Source organism: Sulfitobacter sp. F26204 (genome assembly GCF_026410305.1).
Lineage (GTDB): Bacteria > Pseudomonadota > Alphaproteobacteria > Rhodobacterales > Rhodobacteraceae > Sulfitobacter.
Genome location: NZ_JAPMLQ010000010.1, coordinates 41,846 through 60,794 on the forward strand (window position 1 = coordinate 41,846; position 18,949 = coordinate 60,794).

The window sequence follows — 18,949 nt, forward strand, 5'->3', positions numbered from 1 at the left end:
GCTGCAAGGACAGAAGGGATTAGCCGAAGGTTAGCAATCCTCGTAACATCATTTCAACCCTATCTCAGAGTAACGTACTGGAGAAAGCTCAGTCACACCAGCTGCTGCGGCGCGTGCAATGTCGGCGTCCAGTGACATTTGAATGTATTCTCCGCGGCGCCATAGCTCACTTTGATCACTGTAAAACTTGCTTAACGGATGACCGGATTGGCCAGTCGAAAGGATAAAAACTGAACTGTTCGGGTCTGAAAAGTCATATATCCCCCGGTAGCTGGGCCCATGAATATTTAAGAATGGATCAGATCCAAACCCTTTGCTCAATCCGCGTGCAAGCGTGAAATCACCTCCAGACGTACTCTGCCGGATATTTGTCAAAAAGCCAAAAAGAGGCGAAGATCCGAACGTTAAGTTGTCTTGTGCGGCCTGGTGTGCATCACCCCATCTCAGATTGGCCAGATCACGCCCATAGTTGTCTTCGATCCACTGCAGCGCGTCATCGAGGGCCTTGCTGGCCATTTGGTCACAGGTTTCTTGGGGGTCCGACTGAACCACATCACACCACCTAGCTGCACCATCAATATCGCGAAACACTCTTTCAATAAACAGTGGTTCGATTTGCGTGAATTCGATAGACAAAGCTCCCAATTCATCCTTGATAAGGCGGTCTTGAAGCGCTCGCATCCAGGCCGAGTAGATAAGTGGTTCTGGCAGATGCTCGTTCATATTGCCGTTCCAGTTGGCAAGTAGGTCCAGTGCAACTTTTCGCTTGCTGGACAAAGTCCCGGGAGGCGATGCTTCCTCGCTATACCAAAGGTTGGATGCAATGAGCGGAAGCAAAGCTCGTGCAGTTGGACTCACCGTATCAAGTTGGATTTCCATAAAACTTTGCCGTGTATGCACTTTTCGCGCCTCGAGAAGGGTTTTCAGGCGAGCAATGCGTTGCGTATCGCCCCAAGAATAAGACATCTGATCCGGGAAATCGCGATCAGTGACCTTGTTGTTTGTGTTTCCAATAATGCCGCTTGCGGGATTCATCGATCCGGGGTTGGCCTGATAGCCCCGGTACCCATCCCACTGGTTTTGAGGCAACCATCCGGCTGCTGGCAATCTTCCCCTCCCGATACTGTTAGCCGCGCGATTGGGGAGGGCTCCGATAGTTTTCATCGCAATTCGGCCAGCGTCTGCGAGTAAGAGGTTGTAGGAGGGTGCGACAAAAGCCTCACCCGCAGCGATTCCTGCTTCAATAGATTTTGCGCGCATCAAACGCAGTCCTGAGGTCATCGACGTATCGCGTGCCGACAAACCAGTCCAACTCAGCGATGCGATGTGACCCTCCGGTGTGATCGTCGAAAGATCGAACTGATCCTGGGGGAGAATAGGCCCATTTTTGCTCCATCTTAATTGAAGTGTTACAGGCGACGCGCCTTTGATGTTCACGATAGACTTTCTAACGGACAACGGTTCGTACCCTGTCGGTGTCAGCACCTCTTCTGCGTTATCCGGGTTCAACTTTTCGATCAGTACATCTTGATCATCCGCGAACGAAGCTGTGACCCCCCAGCCCAACGCGTTACTGCGCCCTGAAAGGATTAAAGGAATACCCGGAATCGTTGCTCCCATAACGGCTCCGGAGCTCAATTCCAACCTGGCCAGATACCATCTTGATGGCGCTGAAAAGGGTGTGTGGGGGTCGTTTGCAATCAAGGATTGACCGCCAGCGGTTCGCGAGGGAGCTGCGGCCCACGCGTTCGATGCCCCTGAAAAGCCTCGCCTTGCGATCGGCGAAATGGGGTCTTTGACCAGTCCAATGGCAATATCCGAGTTGTTTGGAGAGAGATTTGGGAAGAGGCTTGAATACTCGGAAAATCCGATCACACCCGGCCCAGACGCGTCAGGCATAATGTCGAAAACGCTTTGCTGTGGAAGGGCTAGAGATAGCCTCGCCCTGAGAATATCTGTTTGGAACTGTTCGGATTGCTGAAAAGCTACCAGTTTAAGTATCGCCAGGCTGTCGGCAGGTCTCCAAGGGGAAACATCACTGGGATAGAGGAAAAGCTCAGGGGCACCCCTTCCAAGTGCGCGTCTATTTATCTCTTTGATCCAAGCGTTTACCCCAGCGGAATATGATTCAAGCGCTGTGATCGTACTCTCTTCTTGATAAGATAAGGATTCAGCGGCAAGGTCAGCTAGGTTGAGCCTGCGCATAAGGTCATCGTAGCGTAGAGTTCGCTGGCCAAATACTTCCGATAACCTGCCCTGAGCTGTGCGGCGCTGAATCAACATCTGCCAAAGTCTGTCTTGTGCATGGGCAAATCCCAAACCAAAGAAAACATCGCGATCTGTCGATCCAAAGACATGAGGCACAGCCGTAGAGGTTCGCACGATTTCAAGGGGCTCCAACAGCCCCTCGACATCAAAACTGGCGGAATAGTCAGGAAGAGATCGGACGGCTAGCCAGTAGATCAACGCTATTGTTAGTATCAACAGGAGCAATAGGCCAAGAAACCCAAACATCAGCGCTCTGAATACGCGGATCATAGAGATAAGAACCCAGTGCTCTTGTTCATTTCTTGCGCCGATCCTTGATCATAAGAAAGCACCAAATAATTAAGGCTATGACGCTAATAAATGCAAACACACACATCGCCCATGCGAGGCCCATTGCAAGCATGGAATCTCCGCTTGATGAGCCATCAAATACAAGAGGAAGTTGCACTTGATCGCCTCCTAGCCGCAACTACGCTCGGTCGAAACCAGTCATAAGACCTATGGCTGCTTTAGGTTCAACTGCAGGATGATGAACTGTTTGTGATCGAGCTTCTTTGGATAAGAAAGCGGCCTCCTTTAAAGACATAAATGTTGTTTTGAGAGAGATTATGGACGACTGCTGCTTCTATCGCCATGTCGGCCTTGTTGAGACGACATCATTGCCGCTGTGATCCGCTAACGGGTACCCAATTTGCACAAGGCAGCAAAGGACACCCACAACTGGCTGATCCAGTCGACGATACGCAATTTAGTCCTTTTTGGTGTGGACAGTAGACCGCCGTTTGCTCAGCTCTGTGCTGAGACCCTGTCTTCAGGCGGATACAAGAACGCTGTCGATCCAGTGGATACCTGATCATAAAGCCCATTGATGTGAGCCATGACCATACGCACACATCCTGAACTTGCGCGTCCTCCAATTGATTGTGGACTGGGTGTGCCGTGGATTCGCAAATACGTATCGCGATTGCCAACAAAAAGGTAAAGCGCCCGGGAACCCAGCGGATTGGTAGGCCCTGCATCCACCCCGTCGGCGACAGGACCGTAAACCGACGGTTCCCGCTCGATCATCGCAGGTGTAGGCGTCCACGTTGGCCACTGGGTTTTTCGCCGGATCAAATATGTGCCTGGCTCGTATAGATTGCCCTTAGCAATCGCAACGCCATATCTCATCGCTGTTCCGTCGTTGCGGATATGATAGATATAGCGTGCGACGGCATCGACATGGATGTCACCCGGCGTAAGGCCATCGTTTGCCTGCACGAGCTGAGGAAGAAAACGCGGGTGAAAGCCCCACGGATTGGACGTAGAAGGATCATAGTTTGCAGGCGTTACCTGAGCATCCCAAGCCGCCCATTTCGATCTGTCAGATGTTGGCGCGGCCAGCGCTGCTTGAGGGATTGGTGCCGAAAACAAGGCAGCGGTTGAAAGGACAAAGTGGCGTCTGGTTAACATAACAATGTAACCTCCTAGTTAGAGTAATGGGAAAACATATGTCAGTGACCGGGTGTAATTCCAAGCAGAACCAATCACATGTTCGTGCGAAGGCTATGGTCGCAACCTCCCGTATCCTGTTTAAAGTTCCTTGGAGATGGGAGTATCCGAAACTCTGTGTATGAGGGTTAGCCCATGCGCGTTTGACGGTTCATTTGTTGAACCGTTCTGGGTATAGGATAGCGAACTGGTTGCGCGCGGCAACCCACTCCCTGACCGCTCTGCCTGACTTCTCGAAGCTGCGGATCGCCAGATAGATTAGCTTGGTTGCGGCGTCATCGGTTGGGAAGCTGCCGCGCGTTTTGGTGGTTTTGCGGATTACGCGGTTCAGGCTTTCTATCGCATTTGTGGTGTAGATGATTTTGCGCACTGCTGGCGGGAAGGCAAAAAACGGGATTACCTCCTGCCACGCCCGTCGCCAGCTTGGGGCGATTGAAGGGTATTTTTGGCCCCATTCGGTCTCAAAATCCGCGAGGGCCTTCTCAGCTTCCTTGTCATCAGTCGCCTGATAAATCCGCTTGAGATCCTTTGCCACGACCTTGCGATCCTTCCATCCACAGAAGTTCAAAGAATGGCGCACCAGATGCACGATGCAGGTTTGGACGGCGGTCTCAGGGAAGGCCGCGTTGATAGCATCAGGGAAGCCCTTGAGGCCGTCAACAACGGCAATCAGGATGTCTTCGACCCCGCGATTGCGCAGGTTGTTCATCACCGAAAGCCAGAACTTGGCCCCTTCATTTGCTGCGATCCACAGGCCCAGAACCTCGCGTTCACCCTCGGCATTGACGCCCAGGGCCACGTATACAGCTTTGTTCTTGACCTGACGGCTTTCCGCGTCGCGGATTTTGACGCGTAGAGCATCGAGGAAAACAATGGGGTACATCGGCTCCAGAGCACGGTTCTGCCAGTCCGACACTTCCTCCAGGACGGCGTCGGTGACGCGGCTGATAAGATCGGCGGACACCTTCAGGCCGTAGACTTCTTCCAGATGAGAACGAATATCGCGCGTCGACAGGCCCGCCGCATACAAACCGATAATCTTGTCATCCATCCCGTCGATCCGGGTCTGACCTTTCTTGATCAGCTCGGGCTCGAAACTGCCGTCACGGTCACGGGGCACATCAATTGGCATGGCCCCATCATTGCACTTCAGCGTCTTGCGTGAGGTGCCATTCCGGCGATTGCCCTGTTCGGCGGCAGGCTGTGCCTCTGGCTCATAGCCAAGATGTTCGGTCAGCTCAGCACCCAGCATCCGCTCCATCAACTTGACCTTCAGTTCCCTCATCAGGCCCTGATCGCCCAGCAAATCGTCAGCGTTCTCAACGCCACTAAGCAGCTCGTCTAAAACTCCCTTGGAAATCGTCATTGTCGTCATGCTCCTTCAGTTTGGAAGCATGGGCCAATTTACTCATACACAGAAGATCGGACACTCTCTTGGAGATCCGCCCACAGGGTCCGATGTCCCACCTGCCACACTTGCATTTTTCATTAGAAGAACCTTCTGGTCGCCATCAGATATTCTGCATAGGCGTCACCGTATTTTTCCAACAACCAAGGCTCTTCCGAAAAGGGTGCCAGAGCAAGCGCCACAATGCCTGTGAAGATCACCGGCCAAGACATAATCGAAGCAGATAGGATTCCAATCCCAACAAGGATCGCGATATCTGCCAGATATTGAGGGTTTCGGGAATATCTATAAAGGCCGGTGGTTCGCAGAGATCCTTTTGCTCCGCTCGTCGCCGCGAAGCCAAGATGAAGTACGCCAGCCCACACCACGACATTACCAAAAATGAGCAGGACCAGCCCTAATCCCCACCGCAAGAATGCAGGGACATCCAAAATGCCCCATTCGACAAAGCCTATGAAAATTGCTGAGCCGAAGCCGATACAAGTGAGAGTCCAAACCGCGATCCGATGCATCGCTGTCGACTGTTCGGGCGGCCAAACACGCTGTTTTGGTCGGTAAATTGACCATGCCAAACCAAGAATCAATAAACTGTTGGCAAGGCACCCAAGTATTGCTGCAAGCACTGTGAACTCATTCATGGCCATACCGTGTGGCCTCTTCGTGCTTGTCGCATGATCGCTCGAATTCCAGTGTCGAATGAGAAATGCCGAACTCCTCTTCCAGGCGGGCTTTGATTTTCTTCTTCAGAGTCTCCAGATCGCCGCAGCGTGCGTCCTCGATCACCACATGAGTGTCGAGCGCCGCTTGATGTTCCTGCATTTGCCAGAAATGCGCGTGATGCAGTTCTTCGACGCCGTCGATGTCCTCAATGGCCGCAATCACAGCGTCGATGTCCATATCCGGTGGACTGCCGAGCATAAGTGTCCGGATAGGTCCGCCGATTTCGGTAAAGGCGAGCCAAAGTATATATGCAGCGATACCTATGGTAATTGCCGGATCAACCCAACGGATATCGTAGAACAGGATCAGAACGCCGCCGACGATAACTGCGACGGATGCCAAAGCATCACTGAGGTTGTGCAAGAACAACGCACGGATGTTCACGCTCCCCTTTTGCATGGAATACGTGAGCATCGCGGTGAGCGTGTCGACCGCTAAAGCGACGCAACCAAGAATTACGACTGTCCAGCCCTCGATCTGCGGTGGATCCGCGAAGCGCATTGCACCCTCGTAGACAAGATACATCCCAATGATAATCAGCGACGTGTAGTTGATCAGCGCTGCAACGATTTCGATCCGGCCGTAGCCAAAGGTCATCTTTGCATCTGCTGGGCGGCGGGCGATTTTGCGCGCGCCAAAGGCGATCACGAGTGAGGCCATATCCGAGAAGTTATGTATGGCATCGGCGATCAACGCGAGGCTTCCCGACAGAATTCCGCCAACGATCTGAGCAACGGTCAGCAGACCGTTCGCCCAAATGGCGACTCCAACGCGACGGTCTCCCGACTGCGGGTCTATTCCGTGATCATGAGGCATACAGCGCCCTTCTCTCAATATTCAGGGTCATCCCATTACCCCTTGCAGCGACGACAAACTTAGGCACCTAACAAAAAAAGGCTGCGGGTCGTGGCCAGAAACCCCTCGGTCACGAGTAAAATTGCGGAAACAACTGTTAGCGGCACAGCGATGATGACACGAAACACTGGAACTGCAGCTATTACCCGCAAATAGACCCAACCAGCGGTCACGGCGATCCAACCCCGCCTTCACGAACAAACTGTACAGAATTAGTTTCAGCCATCGGGATCACTGGAACAACCCCTCTGCGTATTCGTCGCACGCGGGCATTCATCCAGCGACGGATCAGATATCGATAGAACAGCCGACGCAACCCTCCAAAGGATTGTTGATGCTGCGCATAAAAGTCGTCTGGCGTGTCGAACAGACCAAGATCGGCGTTAATGCCGGTTTTTTGGATGTAGGTATCTGTTCCGCTCCATTCGATGGATGGTGAAGAAAGGCGGTCTGTTCCGACCCCATATCCACACAGACTGTCATTATCGCGGACAAATCTGTCCTGAAGAGCAGACAAGACCGCGTCGTCCAAAATAAAGCCTTCTAGGTTGATCCAGCGCTCTCGATGCAGGATTTCCACCCAGCTATGAAGGATGCTCTCAGGCGCAAGCGGATAGATGAGTTCTGGTACGATCCCACGCTGCAAGGATTTGTGGATTGTGAAGCCGTGCAATCGACAAGGGATGTCGACCGCACGCAATAGCGCCATCAATAGCGTGGCCTTAGTGTTGCATTGACCATATCCGTCACGCAGTACCGCTGAGGCTGGCATGTCGTCTGCAGCATTGTAGCCAAAAACGATTTCGTTGCGCACGTAGTCGTAGGCAGCACCAATCCGGTGGAATTCGTCCAAAGACAACCAGCCGCGCTCGCGGATCAGATTTGCGATGGCGTCTCCATCGAAATCGAGTAATGGCGAAACGCCCAGCTGGGTCTTGTTGTCTTCATTCTTCATAGCTCTATCCGACGCATTGTTTGCGATATTCGAAAGATAGGAGCTACAGTGCCTAGAGGTTCAAGAACTTTCTTCCATTCTTATCACGCTCCGATTTCATCATGATTAGTTAGACATTCAGAGTGATCTCGCAGCACTTCAAGAACCTTGCATTCGGCGACGCTTTCGCCATCACACTCGGCAACCATCCGTTTCAACTCCTTCTTGAGGGCCTGAAGGCGTTTGATCCGCTGCTCGACCTGGCGAAGTTGTCGCCGCGCGATAGAATCCGCCTCTGCACAGGATTGAGCCGGATTGTCCGACAGGTCCAGAAGTTCGCGGATTGAGTCGAGCGAAAAACCAAGTTGACGCGAGTGTCGAATAAAGGCGAGGCGATCGAGATCTTTTTCATAATATCGCCGCTGCCCACCTGACGTCCGACCGGCCTCGTTCATCAATCCAATCTGTTCGTAGTAGCGGATTGTTTGAACCTTGGTCCCAGTCTTCCGCGAGAGTGTACCAATTGCCAGCATGTGCATTCCTTTATCTAAAGTCACTGTAGCTTATCAAAGTTCTAACTCCCTTGAAAAGCCAAAGGTTTCACAAAGTCGTGACATAATATCCTACCAAGCATCTTTTTGCTTGAACCTCTATCAGCTGTAGCTTGTATCCCACCCAAGAGGTGACTTGTTTTAAGGGCGAAGCTGGCAATGACAAAAGTGCGGATAATTCTCTGGTCCATAGTTGCGGTGGCGATCGCCATCGTTGGTGGTTTTTGGATATCAGAGCGTGGCCAGCTACCGGTTGCAGCCACTCGCTTGCCTGCAGCGGAGACTGTTTTAGCTGATTTTGAATTGACCGATCACAATGGCATGATGCAGACCGACGAAGAATTCCGTGGGCGATGGATGCTCGTCTTCTTTGGGTTCACTAACTGTCCGGACGTCTGCCCCATGGGCCTGGCAACAATCGCACAGGTAATGGACGATCTGGGCGCAGAAGGTGAAGCGGTACAGCCCCTTTTCATCACAGTTGACCCGGAACGGGACACGCCCAGTGTTCTAGCCAACTATATCCCACAATTTGGCCCCAGCATCCTCGGGCTAAGCGGCCCGCAGGAACAGACCCAACAAACTGCCAAAGCTTTCAAAATCTATTATCAGCGCAATGAGGACGAATCTGCACCCGATGGATACACCATGGGCCATACTTCATCTTTTCTTTTGTTCGATCCGCAAGGCGAATTTGTCCGAATATACGAGTACGATTTGGATCCTTCTCAGATCGCCTCTGACCTTCAAAAAAGGATTGGATCGTGACAACGGCTTCCGATCCATCAACGCCAGACAGTCGGTCGGTAACGTTCCTGTTCGCGGCTTGGTTTCTCGCCTTGGCCGCTTCACTTTCCGTTCTGTTCATCGGGGAGGTATTGGGCCAGACCCCGTGTCATCTTTGTTGGTTGCAGCGCGCCTTCATGTTCCCACTCGCCGTCATCCTCGGTATTGCGGCATGGCGTTCCGATCTGTCCATCTGGCGATATGCGGTGCCGCTCGCCGTTATAGGCGGTGCTATCGCGCTCTATCATTGGCTGCTATATGCTGGGGTCTTGCCCGAGCCGATTACGCCCTGCACCGCCTCCGGACCATCTTGCACGGATGACGCAATGTTGATCCTTGGCCTGCCAATTCCCGCTCTCTCCTTTTTGACCTTCGGGGTAATATCTGCCCTGCTCCTCCAACTTCGACGGATTACCTCATGACACGCAAAACCCTTGTTCTCGTAACCCTGACCGCTGTACTGGCGCTTTTCGCCATCGGTGCCTGGTTTGTCTCTCGTCCCAACGTGACCCCGACTGCAACAGCCGCTCCTGTTGAGCAGCAAGACCAACTTGTTCGCGCCTACTCGCCTGTTTTGGGGCGCAAAGACGCGCCAGTAACAATTGTGGAATTCTTTGATCCAGCCTGCGAGGCGTGCCGCGCGTTTCACCCGATTGTGAAACAGATACTGGCGGATAATCCCGATGATGTTCGTGTGGTCATGCGATACACGCCGTTCCATGGAGAGGGCTCGGAGCTTGCAATCAAGGTGTTGGAAGCGGCGCGGTTACAAGACGTATTCATGCCCGTGCTTGAAGCGCTGCTGGAAAATCAACCGGCTTGGGCATCTCATGGTGCGCCAGCCGCAGAACAGATTATCCAAATCGCGGCGACAGCAGGTTTGGACGTAAATGCCGCCGCGACCCAGATCAAATCCCCAAGTATCGTCGGTATCCTCAATCAGGATCGGGCCGATGTTAAGGCCGTTGGTATCGAGGGCACGCCGACCTTTTTCGTCAACGGAAAGCGATTGACCGACTTCGGTCCAGATCAGCTGATCGCGCTTGTACAGGCAGAAGTCCAAGCTACTGCAAACAACTAACATCAGATTGGATAGCCCTGACAGTGAGACATATTACAAATACCCTGCGCTGCCTGTCCTTCGCTCTACTGATGGGACTTTCCACAGTTTCTGCAGCGCAAGAAAACGCAGGCGATATCAAGATCGTTGTTGAACAGCCATGGGCGCGTGCCAGCATTGGGACTTCACGCCCCGGTGGCGCGTATCTGGCGCTTCGGAACGAAGGAGATGTACCAGTTTACTTGGTAGGATTGCGGGCCGATATCTCGGCGATGGCTTCCATCCATGAAACCCAGACGAACGACGATGGGATCAGCCGCATGGTGCCTGCAGGTGACATCGAAATCCCAGCTGGAGGAACACTGGCACTCGAACCGGGTAGCTATCATATCATGTTGATGAAATTGCAGTCGCCACTCGTGGAAGGCGAGACTTTCCCGATGACCCTACTCTTTTCGGATGGGTTGGAGATGGAAGTTGTGGTGCCTGTCCTGCGTACCGGCGCACGCGGCCCCGAAGGCTGACGCCAACATGAAACAGATTGGTAAAATCTTGATTGCCTGCGGCTTGGCGATATTAGCCGTTCTTTTCATCGGATGGTGGCGGGTTGATGGGCCGGGTGCGGCGTCGGTGCCGGGAAAACGTTCCCAACCGCTGACTGAAATGGACTTTGAGTTGACCAATCAGAACGGGGAAGCTGTCGGCCCGAAAACGCTCATTGGCCAGCCAAGCCTTGTCTTCTTTGGCTTCACCTATTGTCCGGACGTCTGTCCAACGACGCTTTCGGACATTTCCGCGTGGCTCGACGAGATTGGGCCGGACGCAGAGGCCCTTAACACCATCCTCATTTCCGTGGATCCAGACCGAGATACCGTCGAAGTGATGGCTGAATATGTCTCCTACTTTCATCCACAGATTCAAGGTTGGACAGGTTCAGATGTCCAAGTCGCCTCTGCTGCGGCAGGGTTTCGCGCAGTCTATGAAAAGGTGATGCGCGAAGACGGCGACTATACGATGAACCACACAGCAGGGGTTTTCCTGTTCGACGCGACAGGTCGCTTCGTCACCACGATCGATTATCACGAACCGCGCGAATTCGCCGTGCCTAAGATAAGGCGCGCAATGCAAAGCCAAGACGAGAGGGCAGAAACTTGAGATTGAAATATTTCGTGCTGGGAACAGCTGTCAGCGCAGCTGCTATGGCGTCGCTGACCGCCAGAACCATGATGACACCGAACGCGCCAGCTCCAGAAGTGTTGGTTCGGGCTGCAGAGCTTTCGCAACCACCAGCAGAACCCTCTTCTTTGGATTTATCCGTTACCTTTGCAACAGAGGTGGTTAACAGGAATGCTACTCTAGCCCCATTGCTTCATTCGTCCGATTTCACTCGGCCTGATGAGCTGACGGCAGTCACACAAGCTCTTGCTATCCCAGCTTGGGAAGCGACGGTAACAGATGGCGATACGCTTGATTCAATCTTAACCCGCGCCGATATGGACGCACCGCTGCGGGCCGAAGTAGCTCTTGCCATTGCTGCAGAATACGACTTGCGCAGATTAAGACCCGGCCATCAGCTGCGCGTCAATTTTCAGCCTAACGGGTCCCCGTCATTCGTCGCTTTAACAGTCGATGAAGGTGTCCAAATCGAAGTCACACTCGATGGTAAGGTCGCTGGTCGTACTAGACCCCCCGTCCTTACGTCTGTCGAGCAAGCAGGTCAGCTTGTCGTCAGCGGATCCATTTATACTTCCTTGGATGCAGCCGGCATTCCTGCTCGCTTTGCGGTCGATCTGGCCGAAATTTTAAGTGATGCAATCGATTTTCGGCGAGATCTTAAAGGTGGCGAGAAACTCAACATCCAATGGGCACAATCGGTCCTTGCTGACGGGTCGAAAGTTGGGCAACCGAAGCTAACCTACGCGGCTCTTGATTTAGCGAAGGATATATTTGAAGTCGTTTGGTCTGACGAGGATAGCGGCAAGGCGACTGTCTATCTGAATGGGGATGTCCTGCGAAGAATAGCACCACCTGTAAAGGGCGCGCGCCTATCTTCGGTTTTTGGCCGACGCAAACATCCAATTTACGGCAACGTTCGAATGCACACTGGTGTCGATTACGCAGCCGTTAAAGGGACGCCAATCAGCGCGACCGCACCGGGCCGGGTTTCCTTTATTGGGTGGCAGAACGGCTATGGCCAAGTGGTAGAAATATCTCACGGCTCCAACACGATGACCCGGTATGCCCATTTGAGCGCCGTACCCAATGGACTGAAAACCGGAAACCGCGTTCTTGCCGGAGAAGTGATTGGTCAGGTCGGCAAGACAGGTACGGCGACAGCTCCTAACTTGCACTACGAAGTGCATGTAGACGGGCGTCCGATCGACCCGCTTGGAAAGGAACTGATAGCCTCGGTCGAAAATTCTGATACCGCGGGTGCGTCAGCGCTCCTTGAGAAAACACGCGCGCTATTTACAGCGACGCTCAGCGACAAAATATGAACAATCGAGTAGGATAGCCCATGCTCCCCAAAATTGAACTGATCTTTGGCGCTGTGCTGCTGGCGACCGTGTCAACGGCCGCCGCAGCCCAGACGGCCATTCAAGTCGCCAAGACGCGCGGATGCGGATGCTGTGTGGCATGGATGGACAGACTTTCAGACGCTGGTTTCTTACCGGAGGGCGAAAATATTGGGGGAGCACTGATCCGTTTAAAAATGGATCGGGGTATCCCTGTTGCAATGTTTTCATGCCACACCGCAACAGTCGAGGGCTACACGATAGAAGGGCATGTGCCACCTGCCGACATTAGGCGGCTTCTTGAGGACCGCCCGGATGCGATCGGTCTTGCTGTGCCCGGTATGCCAATCGGCTCTCCCGGCATGGACTTTGGAGCAACTTCCGACGCCTACGATGTCTTTCTGGTGAAAAAGGACGGTACCACCGAGATATTCTCTTCCTACCCGGCAAGTTGAACATGGAGGCGCTCACGACCCTATCTCCTATCGCCTTGGGCTTTTATGGAAGCCTTGCAGCTGGTCTTATGACATCCGTCGGTGCCGTTCCGGTTCTCTTTGGCAGCACTCCCTCGCGAAAATGGCGCGACATCTATCTTGGCTTTGCCGCAGGGGTGATGCTGGCGGCTTCGTTCTTCTCGTTGATCATTCCAGCGCTCGATGTTGCTGAAATTCGATACGGGGATGGGGCGATCCCGGCATTGATCGTCTGCGTTGCGATCCTGCTTGGGATGGGGGCAGTTGCCATTATGAACGAAGTGATCCCGCATGAGCACTTCAGTTCAGGGCGCGAAGGTCCTGAGGCCGCATCTCTGCGCCGAGTTTGGTTATTTATCATAGCAATCACCATTCACAACGCCCCAGAGGGTCTGGCCGTTGGGGTCGCGTTCGGCGCGGACGGGTTTGCGGGGGGATTTCCAGTTGCATTGGGTATCGGACTGCAGAACGCGCCAGAAGGACTGGCGGTCGCGGTTGCATTGCTCGGTGAGCGATACTCTGCAAAACGGGCCTTTAGCATCGCAGCTCTCACTGGCTTGGTTGAGCCTGTCACCGGCTTTCTTGGTGCTGCAGTTATCGTGGTTGCTCAACCCCTTTTGCCTTGGGGTCTCGCCTTCGCGGCGGGCGCTATGCTCTACGTCATCAGTCACGAGATCATCCCCGAAACCCACCGCAGTGGACATCAGAAACAAGCAACGACCGGGTTAGCAATCGGTCTGGTTGTCATGCTGTTCCTCGACGTTTGGTTAGGCTGAAACATGGCAATCCGTTCTCTGGGAATTTGTGCAGCCGTCATTGCATTTGCTGCCGACCAAGCGTCAAAAGCATTCGTGCTTGTAAATGCAGAAACGTTAGCCGCTGGCGTCAATGTCGCGCCCGGTTTCAACTTGGTTTTTCACCGTAACACCGGCGTTACCTTTGGTCTTCTACAGGGCACGCCATGGTGGGCGCTAGCTATCGTTGCGACCGCTGTTGTTCTGTTTCTGGCCATTTCGCTGGTACGGTCGACTGCAATAAGTGAAGCTGTTGCCTATGGTATGGTCATAGGCGGTGCTCTTGGAAATATTCTGGATCGCATCCGCTTCGGCGGCGTAACTGATTTTCTGGATTTCTATATTGGGACGACACACTGGCCTGCATTCAATTTGGCAGACGTGTTTGTGGTTTGTGGCGTTGGTCTTCTGCTGATCACTGCTGGTCGGGAACATGCCGCCATAAAAAAAGCGCCTGAGTAGAGAGTGAGACCCTCAATTAGCATTTCCAGTCTTGGTCCAAGGTTTAGGACGGACATAGTCCCGTTTATCGTTGCTGTCGTTCTCGGAGTCAGTGTTGTTTTTGCACTACCGCCGTTCTCAACTCCGTTTGTATTGCCCATCGGTTTTGGTGGGCTGCTTTACCTCACCGCCAACAAGGGTCGAACAAGAGCGTTTCTTACCGGATGGGCTTTCGGCTTCGGCTTTTTCCTGTTCGGACTGTCATGGATTGCGGAAAGCTTTTTTGTTGATGCTGAACGTTTCGGTTGGATGGCCGCCCCTGCCGTGATCGGGCTGGCAGGGGCGCTTGCGCTCTTTCCAGCGGCGGCGATGGCGGTTTTCGCCGCGACCAAGACGACAGGGGTATCAGGCGCGCTTGTCTTTGCTGCCTGCTGGTCTGGGTCCGAATGGCTGCGCGGCACCATTCTTACTGGCTTTCCCTGGAACCTGATTGCTTACGCATGGGTCGATTACGATGTCCCGCGTCAGATGGCGGCACTATTCGGCAGCTATGGTCTAGGGTTGCTCACAGTGTTGCTCTCTACCCTGCCCACCGTGATTTTCACGCGAAATCGTCGACAGAGTGGGCTTGCAGCCACGATGTTTGTCATTTTGGTCGCGGGTATATGGATAAATGGTGAAGCCCGTCTGACCGGTGAAGATCAGAAAACCGCAGTCAATGTCAGAATTGTTCAGGGTAACATCCCACAGCGGGAAAAGTGGAATCCAGGGTTTCGCGACCGCAATATCGCCCGATATCTGGATTTGTCTGCTCAGCCGGGCCAGTTTGATATCCTGCTTTGGCCCGAGAGTGCCTTTCCTGGATACCTCCATGAAGATCAGTGGATGTTGGGAGAGATCGCGAAGCTTTTAACTGATAAGGCCGTCCTGCTAACGGGGGCGCAAACGCGCGAAACCGTTGACGGTGAACAGCAATACAAAAATGCGGTTCTCGCAATCGATTCAACAGCTCAAATCATAAACCGCTACGCAAAACATCACCTCGTCCCGTTCGGCGAATACGTGCCCCTTCGAGACCTCCTGCCGCTAAGGCGGCTAACTGCTGGATTGGGTGACTTCACACCAGGGTCCGGGCCGGAGACGTTTCGCATGCCGCAACTGCCCGGCGTCGGTCTATCAATCTGTTATGAAGCAATCTTCCCCGGACAAATTATAAATTCGACAGATCGGCCTGAATGGATTTTTAACGCCACGAACGACGCCTGGTTCGGCGCATCAATTGGCCCGAACCAGCATTTAGCATCTTCGAGAATGCGTGCCGTCGAAGAGGGGCTTCCTTTTATCCGCGCAGCCAATACCGGCATTTCAGCCATCATAGATGGTAATGGTCGCCTGATTTCGCATCTCGGTTTGGGCGAGACCAATATACTGGACGGCGCTTTGCCTGCGGCGCTCTCACCAACACCATTCTCGAGCTATGGACAGGTGATGTTCTGGTTGGTCTTTGCAATGAGCCTAGCGATGGCGGCAATACTCAACTTTAGAAAGGACAGCGTATCATGATGACGATAATAGCAGCTTTGGCTGGAGCCATATGGGGTGCGTATCTTGCGAAGAAGCGCGGTGGTAACAAGAAAGACATTGCTCAATACGCAGTGAGTTCCGCACTCGTATTTGGCCTTTTCGCAATGGTTGTCTCAATCATTCTCTTAAGGTTCATTTGAACAAAACTGCAGATCTTTACGAAAACCTAGGCGAAGATGTCAATTGGCGTCCCGTCACGAACCATTGCGTAGATGTCTTCTATCTCGCGATCAGACACTGCAATACATCCTGCTGTCCAGTCGGGTTTGATTGGGTCAATACCCAATCGCGGCCCACCATGTATGAAGATGTCGCCACCGGGACTGCGGCCCTGTGCGGCTGCATAAGCAATATCCGCTTCATTCGGATAGGATATCCCGACAGACAGATGGAACATGCTGTTTGGATTGCGCTTGTCGACAGTATAAGAGCCTTCCGGTGTTTTTCCGTCACCTTCAAACTGCTTGGGACCCGCGGGTGCAAAGCCGAGGTCAAATTTATACGTCTTCAGGACCTTTGAATTGTTGTAAAGGAAGAGGGTTCGATCGCCCTTGAACATCTGCAAGCGCGTGACCTCTGGACCGTTATAAGTACGAAACTTGTTCGCGCAGCCAGCCAAAGTAAGAGCCAACCCACCCAGAACGGCGAAACGGCGTGTTGTACGTATCATTTTTTGCTCGACCTCTTTTTCTTATTGGCTCAGTTAATATTTGCACAAAGGGGTTTTTGAAATCAATGCCCATGCACCAAGGCACCCTGTGCCATCGTTTCTCCAATTTTCTCGCCCCCTGATGGGTCGGACCGATCCTTCTTGGCCCGAAGCAGCCTCAGCGCGTTGGCTACGACCAGCAGGGAAACGCCGACATCCGCAGCGATAGCACCCCACATCGTTGCCATCCCGAAAGCTGTTAAGCCGACGAACAGCGCCTTGGTCGCCAGTGCGATGCCAATATTCTGATGAATGATATTCATTGTTCGACGTGAATGACCGACGAGCCACGGCACCTTGGCGATGTCATCCGTCATCAGGGCTATATCGGCGGTCTCGATGGCGGCATCCGATCCGACAGCACCCATTGCAATCGCGAAATGTGCCCGCGCCATAGCCGGTGCATCGTTCACACCGTCGCCGATCATCGCCACGACATCGTAGTTGGCAACCAACTCCTCAATCGCCGTCACTTTGTCCTCGGGCAGCAGCTCTGCGCGAACTTCGTCAATGCCGACCTCTGCCGCTACGGCGCGCGCTGTGCGCTCGTTGTCACCCGTTAACATGATGATCTTTTTCACCCCTTGGGCATGGAGGCGTGCCACCACTCCCTTTGCATCCGGCCGAATGCGGTCGCGCAATTCGATTAGACCCAGCAAACGATCCCCGGACCCGACGGCAACAAGCGTACTTCCAGCTCCCTCAATCCGTTCCAATAGGTCACGGGGAATGGTATCACCCAGTCCTTTTTCGGTGGCAAAGCGGTCGGAACCAAGCCACACAGATTGCCCTTCCCATGATCCCTCTACGCCGCGACCCGGCACAGTTTTCGTGTCCGTAGCCACCGATTGCTTCAATCCGTCGCGTTCACCGCGCGCAAGGATAGCGCGTGCCAGCGGGTGGGATGAGCGGGCTTCCAGCGCAACAGCGGCACTCAAGAGGTCACGCTCGGCAGTGCCACCCAAGGGATGCAGACCCGCGACTTCCGGTTCACCCATGGTGATCGTTCCGGTCTTGTCCATCGCCAGTGCGGTCAGGCGTGAGGGGGCTTCGACATAGGCGCCGCCCTTGATCAGCACGCCGTTGCGTGCCGACGCCGCGAGAGATGCAACGATGGAAACAGGCGTGGAGATCACAAGCGCACAAGGGCAAGCGATCACAAGCAGCACAAGCGCGTTATAGAACCAATAGTTCCACGCCCCTGCAAAGAGAAGCGGCGGGACAACGGCGATTAGAACCGCCAGCACCATGACGATAGGCGTGTAGATGCGCGCAAACTTCGTGACCCATTGTTCGACCTCGGCTCGGCGCGAATGCGCATCTCCTACCATGCGGATAATCTTCGACAGAACGGTATCGCCTGCGGCTTTTGTCGCCCTAACCGTCATTGTTCCGTCACCGTTGATCGTACCGGCATAAACCTCATCGCCGGTTTCTTTGGCGACCAGCGCGCTTTCACCAGTGATCGGGGCCTGATCGACATCACCGCGACCCTCGGTCACTTCGCCATCAAGCGGAATTCGATCCCCGCCCCGCACAACAAAGCGATCTCCAATGGCAACCTCTGCTGCAGGAACATCGGCCTCAGACCCATCTGCACGAATGACCCGCGCCGTCGGTGGTGCCAGATCAAGCAAGGCCGAAACCGCATTGCGGGCCCGCCCGACACTCCAAGACTCTAGCGTGAGAGATAGCGCAAAGAAGAAGGCGACCGTCGCGGCTTCAAAGAATTCACCCAGTCCGATCGCACCGGCCACAGCGACGATCATCAATAGGTTCATGTCCGGCGACAACCGGCGCGCAGCCGACCAGGCTTTGGGCGCGACCAGCCAGGCACCGAACACGACTGCCAGCAAAAACAGACCCATCTCGATCAGAGGCATTGAGGTTTCGCCATGACCAGAAAACAGCCGTAACGCACCCCCTGCCCCGGTCTCGACGATATGGTAGAGGAATCCCGCCGCCCACAAACCGCCGCTCAGACCTGTGAACAGACGCTGGCGGGCGAAATGCTCCGCCTGATCCGCTTCGGCGCTTTCGGCGTTCCACATTTTCGCGCTCATTCCGGTCGAGCCAACGATCTTGATAATTTTGTCATCGCTAAGCGGCTTGGCGCCTTCGAGGATGGTCATACGCCCATTGATCACGTCGAAAGCCAGATGCTCACTCCCTCCAACCTCCGGCCCGACAACCTTGCTCAGGATCGCAACTTCGTCCGCGCAGTCGAGCCCATTTACGCGAAAACTGCGGCCTGAATTTGGCGGCGGCGCTGGCTGCGCCAATGTATCCGCGGATGCGCCGCAGCAAGTATCTTCTTCGTGATCGTGAGCGGCATCATGTGGCATCTTGGCGTCCTTTA

19 protein-coding genes are annotated in these 18,949 nt (G+C 53.8%); 10 read left to right on the forward strand and 9 right to left on the reverse strand.

Annotated features, from left to right (window positions below):
• Positions 1 to 48 precede the first annotated feature (48 nt).
• The 7 genes from OS190_RS18230 to OS190_RS18260 all read right to left on the reverse strand — a co-directional run bounded on the left by OS190_RS18230 (position 49) and on the right by OS190_RS18260 (position 8,209).
• Positions 49 to 2,538, reverse strand: a complete 2,490-nt coding sequence (locus tag OS190_RS18230) for a penicillin acylase family protein (protein WP_267160142.1) — start codon at positions 2,536 to 2,538, stop codon at positions 49 to 51.
• Positions 2,539 to 3,054: 516 nt separating this feature from the next.
• On the reverse strand, positions 3,055 to 3,720 hold the full coding sequence (locus OS190_RS18235; protein WP_267160143.1) for a L,D-transpeptidase: 666 nt from the start codon (positions 3,718 to 3,720) through the stop codon (positions 3,055 to 3,057).
• 190 nt (positions 3,721 to 3,910) lie between these two features.
• Positions 3,911 to 5,125, reverse strand: a complete 1,215-nt coding sequence (locus tag OS190_RS18240; protein ID WP_267160203.1) for an IS256 family transposase — start codon at positions 5,123 to 5,125, stop codon at positions 3,911 to 3,913.
• 122 nt (positions 5,126 to 5,247) lie between these two features.
• Entirely contained in the window at positions 5,248 to 5,811 is a 564-nt protein-coding gene (locus OS190_RS18245) for a methyltransferase family protein (RefSeq protein WP_267160144.1), read from the reverse strand.
• Positions 5,798 to 6,703, reverse strand: a complete 906-nt coding sequence (locus OS190_RS18250) for a cation diffusion facilitator family transporter (protein WP_267160145.1) — start codon at positions 6,701 to 6,703, stop codon at positions 5,798 to 5,800. Before OS190_RS18250 ends, OS190_RS18245 begins: the two co-directional genes overlap by 14 nt.
• A gap of 208 nt (positions 6,704 to 6,911) precedes the next feature.
• Positions 6,912 to 7,697, reverse strand: a complete 786-nt coding sequence (locus OS190_RS18255) for a transglutaminase-like domain-containing protein (protein ID WP_267160146.1) — start codon at positions 7,695 to 7,697, stop codon at positions 6,912 to 6,914.
• Between the two features lie 83 nt (positions 7,698 to 7,780).
• The gene (locus OS190_RS18260; protein WP_267160147.1) at positions 7,781 to 8,209 is read right to left on the reverse strand and encodes a MerR family transcriptional regulator; all 429 of its coding nucleotides are present in this window, start codon (positions 8,207 to 8,209) and stop codon (positions 7,781 to 7,783) included.
• A gap of 177 nt (positions 8,210 to 8,386) precedes the next feature.
• On the opposite strand from OS190_RS18260, the gene OS190_RS18265 reads away from it, so the two are divergent.
• The 10 genes from OS190_RS18265 to lnt are packed head-to-tail and all read left to right on the forward strand — an operon-like array spanning position 8,387 to position 15,860.
• Complete coding sequence (locus tag OS190_RS18265) at positions 8,387 to 8,995, forward strand: SCO family protein (protein ID WP_267160148.1); 609 nt, start codon at positions 8,387 to 8,389, stop codon at positions 8,993 to 8,995.
• Positions 8,992 to 9,435, forward strand: coding sequence for a disulfide bond formation protein B (locus OS190_RS18270; RefSeq protein ID WP_267160149.1), 444 nt, complete (start codon positions 8,992 to 8,994; stop codon positions 9,433 to 9,435). The genes OS190_RS18265 and OS190_RS18270 overlap by 4 nt, the downstream gene beginning before the upstream one ends.
• Positions 9,432 to 10,094, forward strand: coding sequence for a DsbA family protein (locus OS190_RS18275; protein WP_267160150.1), 663 nt, complete (start codon positions 9,432 to 9,434; stop codon positions 10,092 to 10,094). Before OS190_RS18270 ends, OS190_RS18275 begins: the two co-directional genes overlap by 4 nt.
• A gap of 23 nt (positions 10,095 to 10,117) precedes the next feature.
• Positions 10,118 to 10,597, forward strand: a complete 480-nt coding sequence (locus OS190_RS18280) for a copper chaperone PCu(A)C (protein WP_267160151.1) — start codon at positions 10,118 to 10,120, stop codon at positions 10,595 to 10,597.
• 7 nt (positions 10,598 to 10,604) lie between these two features.
• Complete coding sequence (locus OS190_RS18285; protein ID WP_267160152.1) at positions 10,605 to 11,228, forward strand: SCO family protein; 624 nt, start codon at positions 10,605 to 10,607, stop codon at positions 11,226 to 11,228.
• On the forward strand, positions 11,225 to 12,571 hold the full coding sequence (locus tag OS190_RS18290; protein WP_267160153.1) for a M23 family metallopeptidase: 1,347 nt from the start codon (positions 11,225 to 11,227) through the stop codon (positions 12,569 to 12,571). Before OS190_RS18285 ends, OS190_RS18290 begins: the two co-directional genes overlap by 4 nt.
• A 20-nt stretch (positions 12,572 to 12,591) precedes the next feature.
• A complete protein-coding gene (locus OS190_RS18295; RefSeq protein WP_267160154.1) occupies positions 12,592 to 13,044 on the forward strand; it encodes a DUF411 domain-containing protein in 453 nt (150 codons plus the stop codon).
• 2 nt (positions 13,045 to 13,046) lie between these two features.
• Positions 13,047 to 13,838 carry a ZIP family metal transporter gene (locus tag OS190_RS18300; RefSeq protein ID WP_267160155.1) on the forward strand — a complete coding sequence of 264 codons (792 nt, stop codon included), beginning with the start codon at positions 13,047 to 13,049 and terminating at the stop codon, positions 13,836 to 13,838.
• Positions 13,839 to 13,841: 3 nt separating this feature from the next.
• Positions 13,842 to 14,318 carry a signal peptidase II gene (lspA, locus tag OS190_RS18305; protein ID WP_267160156.1) on the forward strand — a complete coding sequence of 159 codons (477 nt, stop codon included), beginning with the start codon at positions 13,842 to 13,844 and terminating at the stop codon, positions 14,316 to 14,318.
• A 3-nt stretch (positions 14,319 to 14,321) separates the two neighbouring features.
• Complete coding sequence (lnt, locus tag OS190_RS18310) at positions 14,322 to 15,860, forward strand: apolipoprotein N-acyltransferase (RefSeq protein ID WP_267160157.1); 1,539 nt, start codon at positions 14,322 to 14,324, stop codon at positions 15,858 to 15,860.
• Positions 15,861 to 16,047: 187 nt separating this feature from the next.
• On the opposite strand, the gene OS190_RS18315 is transcribed toward lnt, so the two are convergent.
• Together OS190_RS18315 and OS190_RS18320 are read right to left on the reverse strand one after the other, a co-directional pair.
• Positions 16,048 to 16,551 (reverse strand): L,D-transpeptidase family protein, encoded by a 504-nt coding sequence (locus tag OS190_RS18315; protein ID WP_267160158.1) that lies wholly within the window; start codon positions 16,549 to 16,551, stop codon positions 16,048 to 16,050.
• A 62-nt stretch (positions 16,552 to 16,613) separates the two neighbouring features.
• A complete protein-coding gene (locus OS190_RS18320) occupies positions 16,614 to 18,935 on the reverse strand; it encodes a heavy metal translocating P-type ATPase (RefSeq protein WP_267160159.1) in 2,322 nt (773 codons plus the stop codon).
• Between the last annotated feature and the right edge of the window lie 14 nt (positions 18,936 to 18,949).

Bases quoted from the DNA above. Each gene is read 5' to 3' on its own strand.
- OS190_RS18255 (WP_267160146.1), bottom strand. From the start codon at position 7,697: ATGAAGAATGAAGACAACAAGACCCAGCTGGGCGTTTCGCCATTACTC.
- OS190_RS18300 (WP_267160155.1), top strand. From the start codon at position 13,047: ATGGAGGCGCTCACGACCCTATCTCCTATCGCCTTGGGCTTTTATGGA.
- OS190_RS18320 (WP_267160159.1), bottom strand. From the start codon at position 18,935: ATGCCACATGATGCCGCTCACGATCACGAAGAAGATACTTGCTGCGGC.
- OS190_RS18250 (WP_267160145.1), bottom strand. From the start codon at position 6,703: ATGCCTCATGATCACGGAATAGACCCGCAGTCGGGAGACCGTCGCGTT.
- OS190_RS18315 (WP_267160158.1), bottom strand. From the start codon at position 16,551: ATGATACGTACAACACGCCGTTTCGCCGTTCTGGGTGGGTTGGCTCTT.
- OS190_RS18245 (WP_267160144.1), bottom strand. From the start codon at position 5,811: ATGGCCATGAATGAGTTCACAGTGCTTGCAGCAATACTTGGGTGCCTT.
- lspA (WP_267160156.1), top strand. From the start codon at position 13,842: ATGGCAATCCGTTCTCTGGGAATTTGTGCAGCCGTCATTGCATTTGCT.
- OS190_RS18285 (WP_267160152.1), top strand. From the start codon at position 10,605: ATGAAACAGATTGGTAAAATCTTGATTGCCTGCGGCTTGGCGATATTA.
- OS190_RS18295 (WP_267160154.1), top strand. From the start codon at position 12,592: ATGCTCCCCAAAATTGAACTGATCTTTGGCGCTGTGCTGCTGGCGACC.
- OS190_RS18240 (WP_267160203.1), bottom strand. From the start codon at position 5,125: ATGACGATTTCCAAGGGAGTTTTAGACGAGCTGCTTAGTGGCGTTGAG.
- OS190_RS18235 (WP_267160143.1), bottom strand. From the start codon at position 3,720: ATGTTAACCAGACGCCACTTTGTCCTTTCAACCGCTGCCTTGTTTTCG.
- OS190_RS18275 (WP_267160150.1), top strand. From the start codon at position 9,432: ATGACACGCAAAACCCTTGTTCTCGTAACCCTGACCGCTGTACTGGCG.
- OS190_RS18260 (WP_267160147.1), bottom strand. From the start codon at position 8,209: ATGCTGGCAATTGGTACACTCTCGCGGAAGACTGGGACCAAGGTTCAA.
- OS190_RS18230 (WP_267160142.1), bottom strand. From the start codon at position 2,538: ATGATCCGCGTATTCAGAGCGCTGATGTTTGGGTTTCTTGGCCTATTG.
- OS190_RS18265 (WP_267160148.1), top strand. From the start codon at position 8,387: ATGACAAAAGTGCGGATAATTCTCTGGTCCATAGTTGCGGTGGCGATC.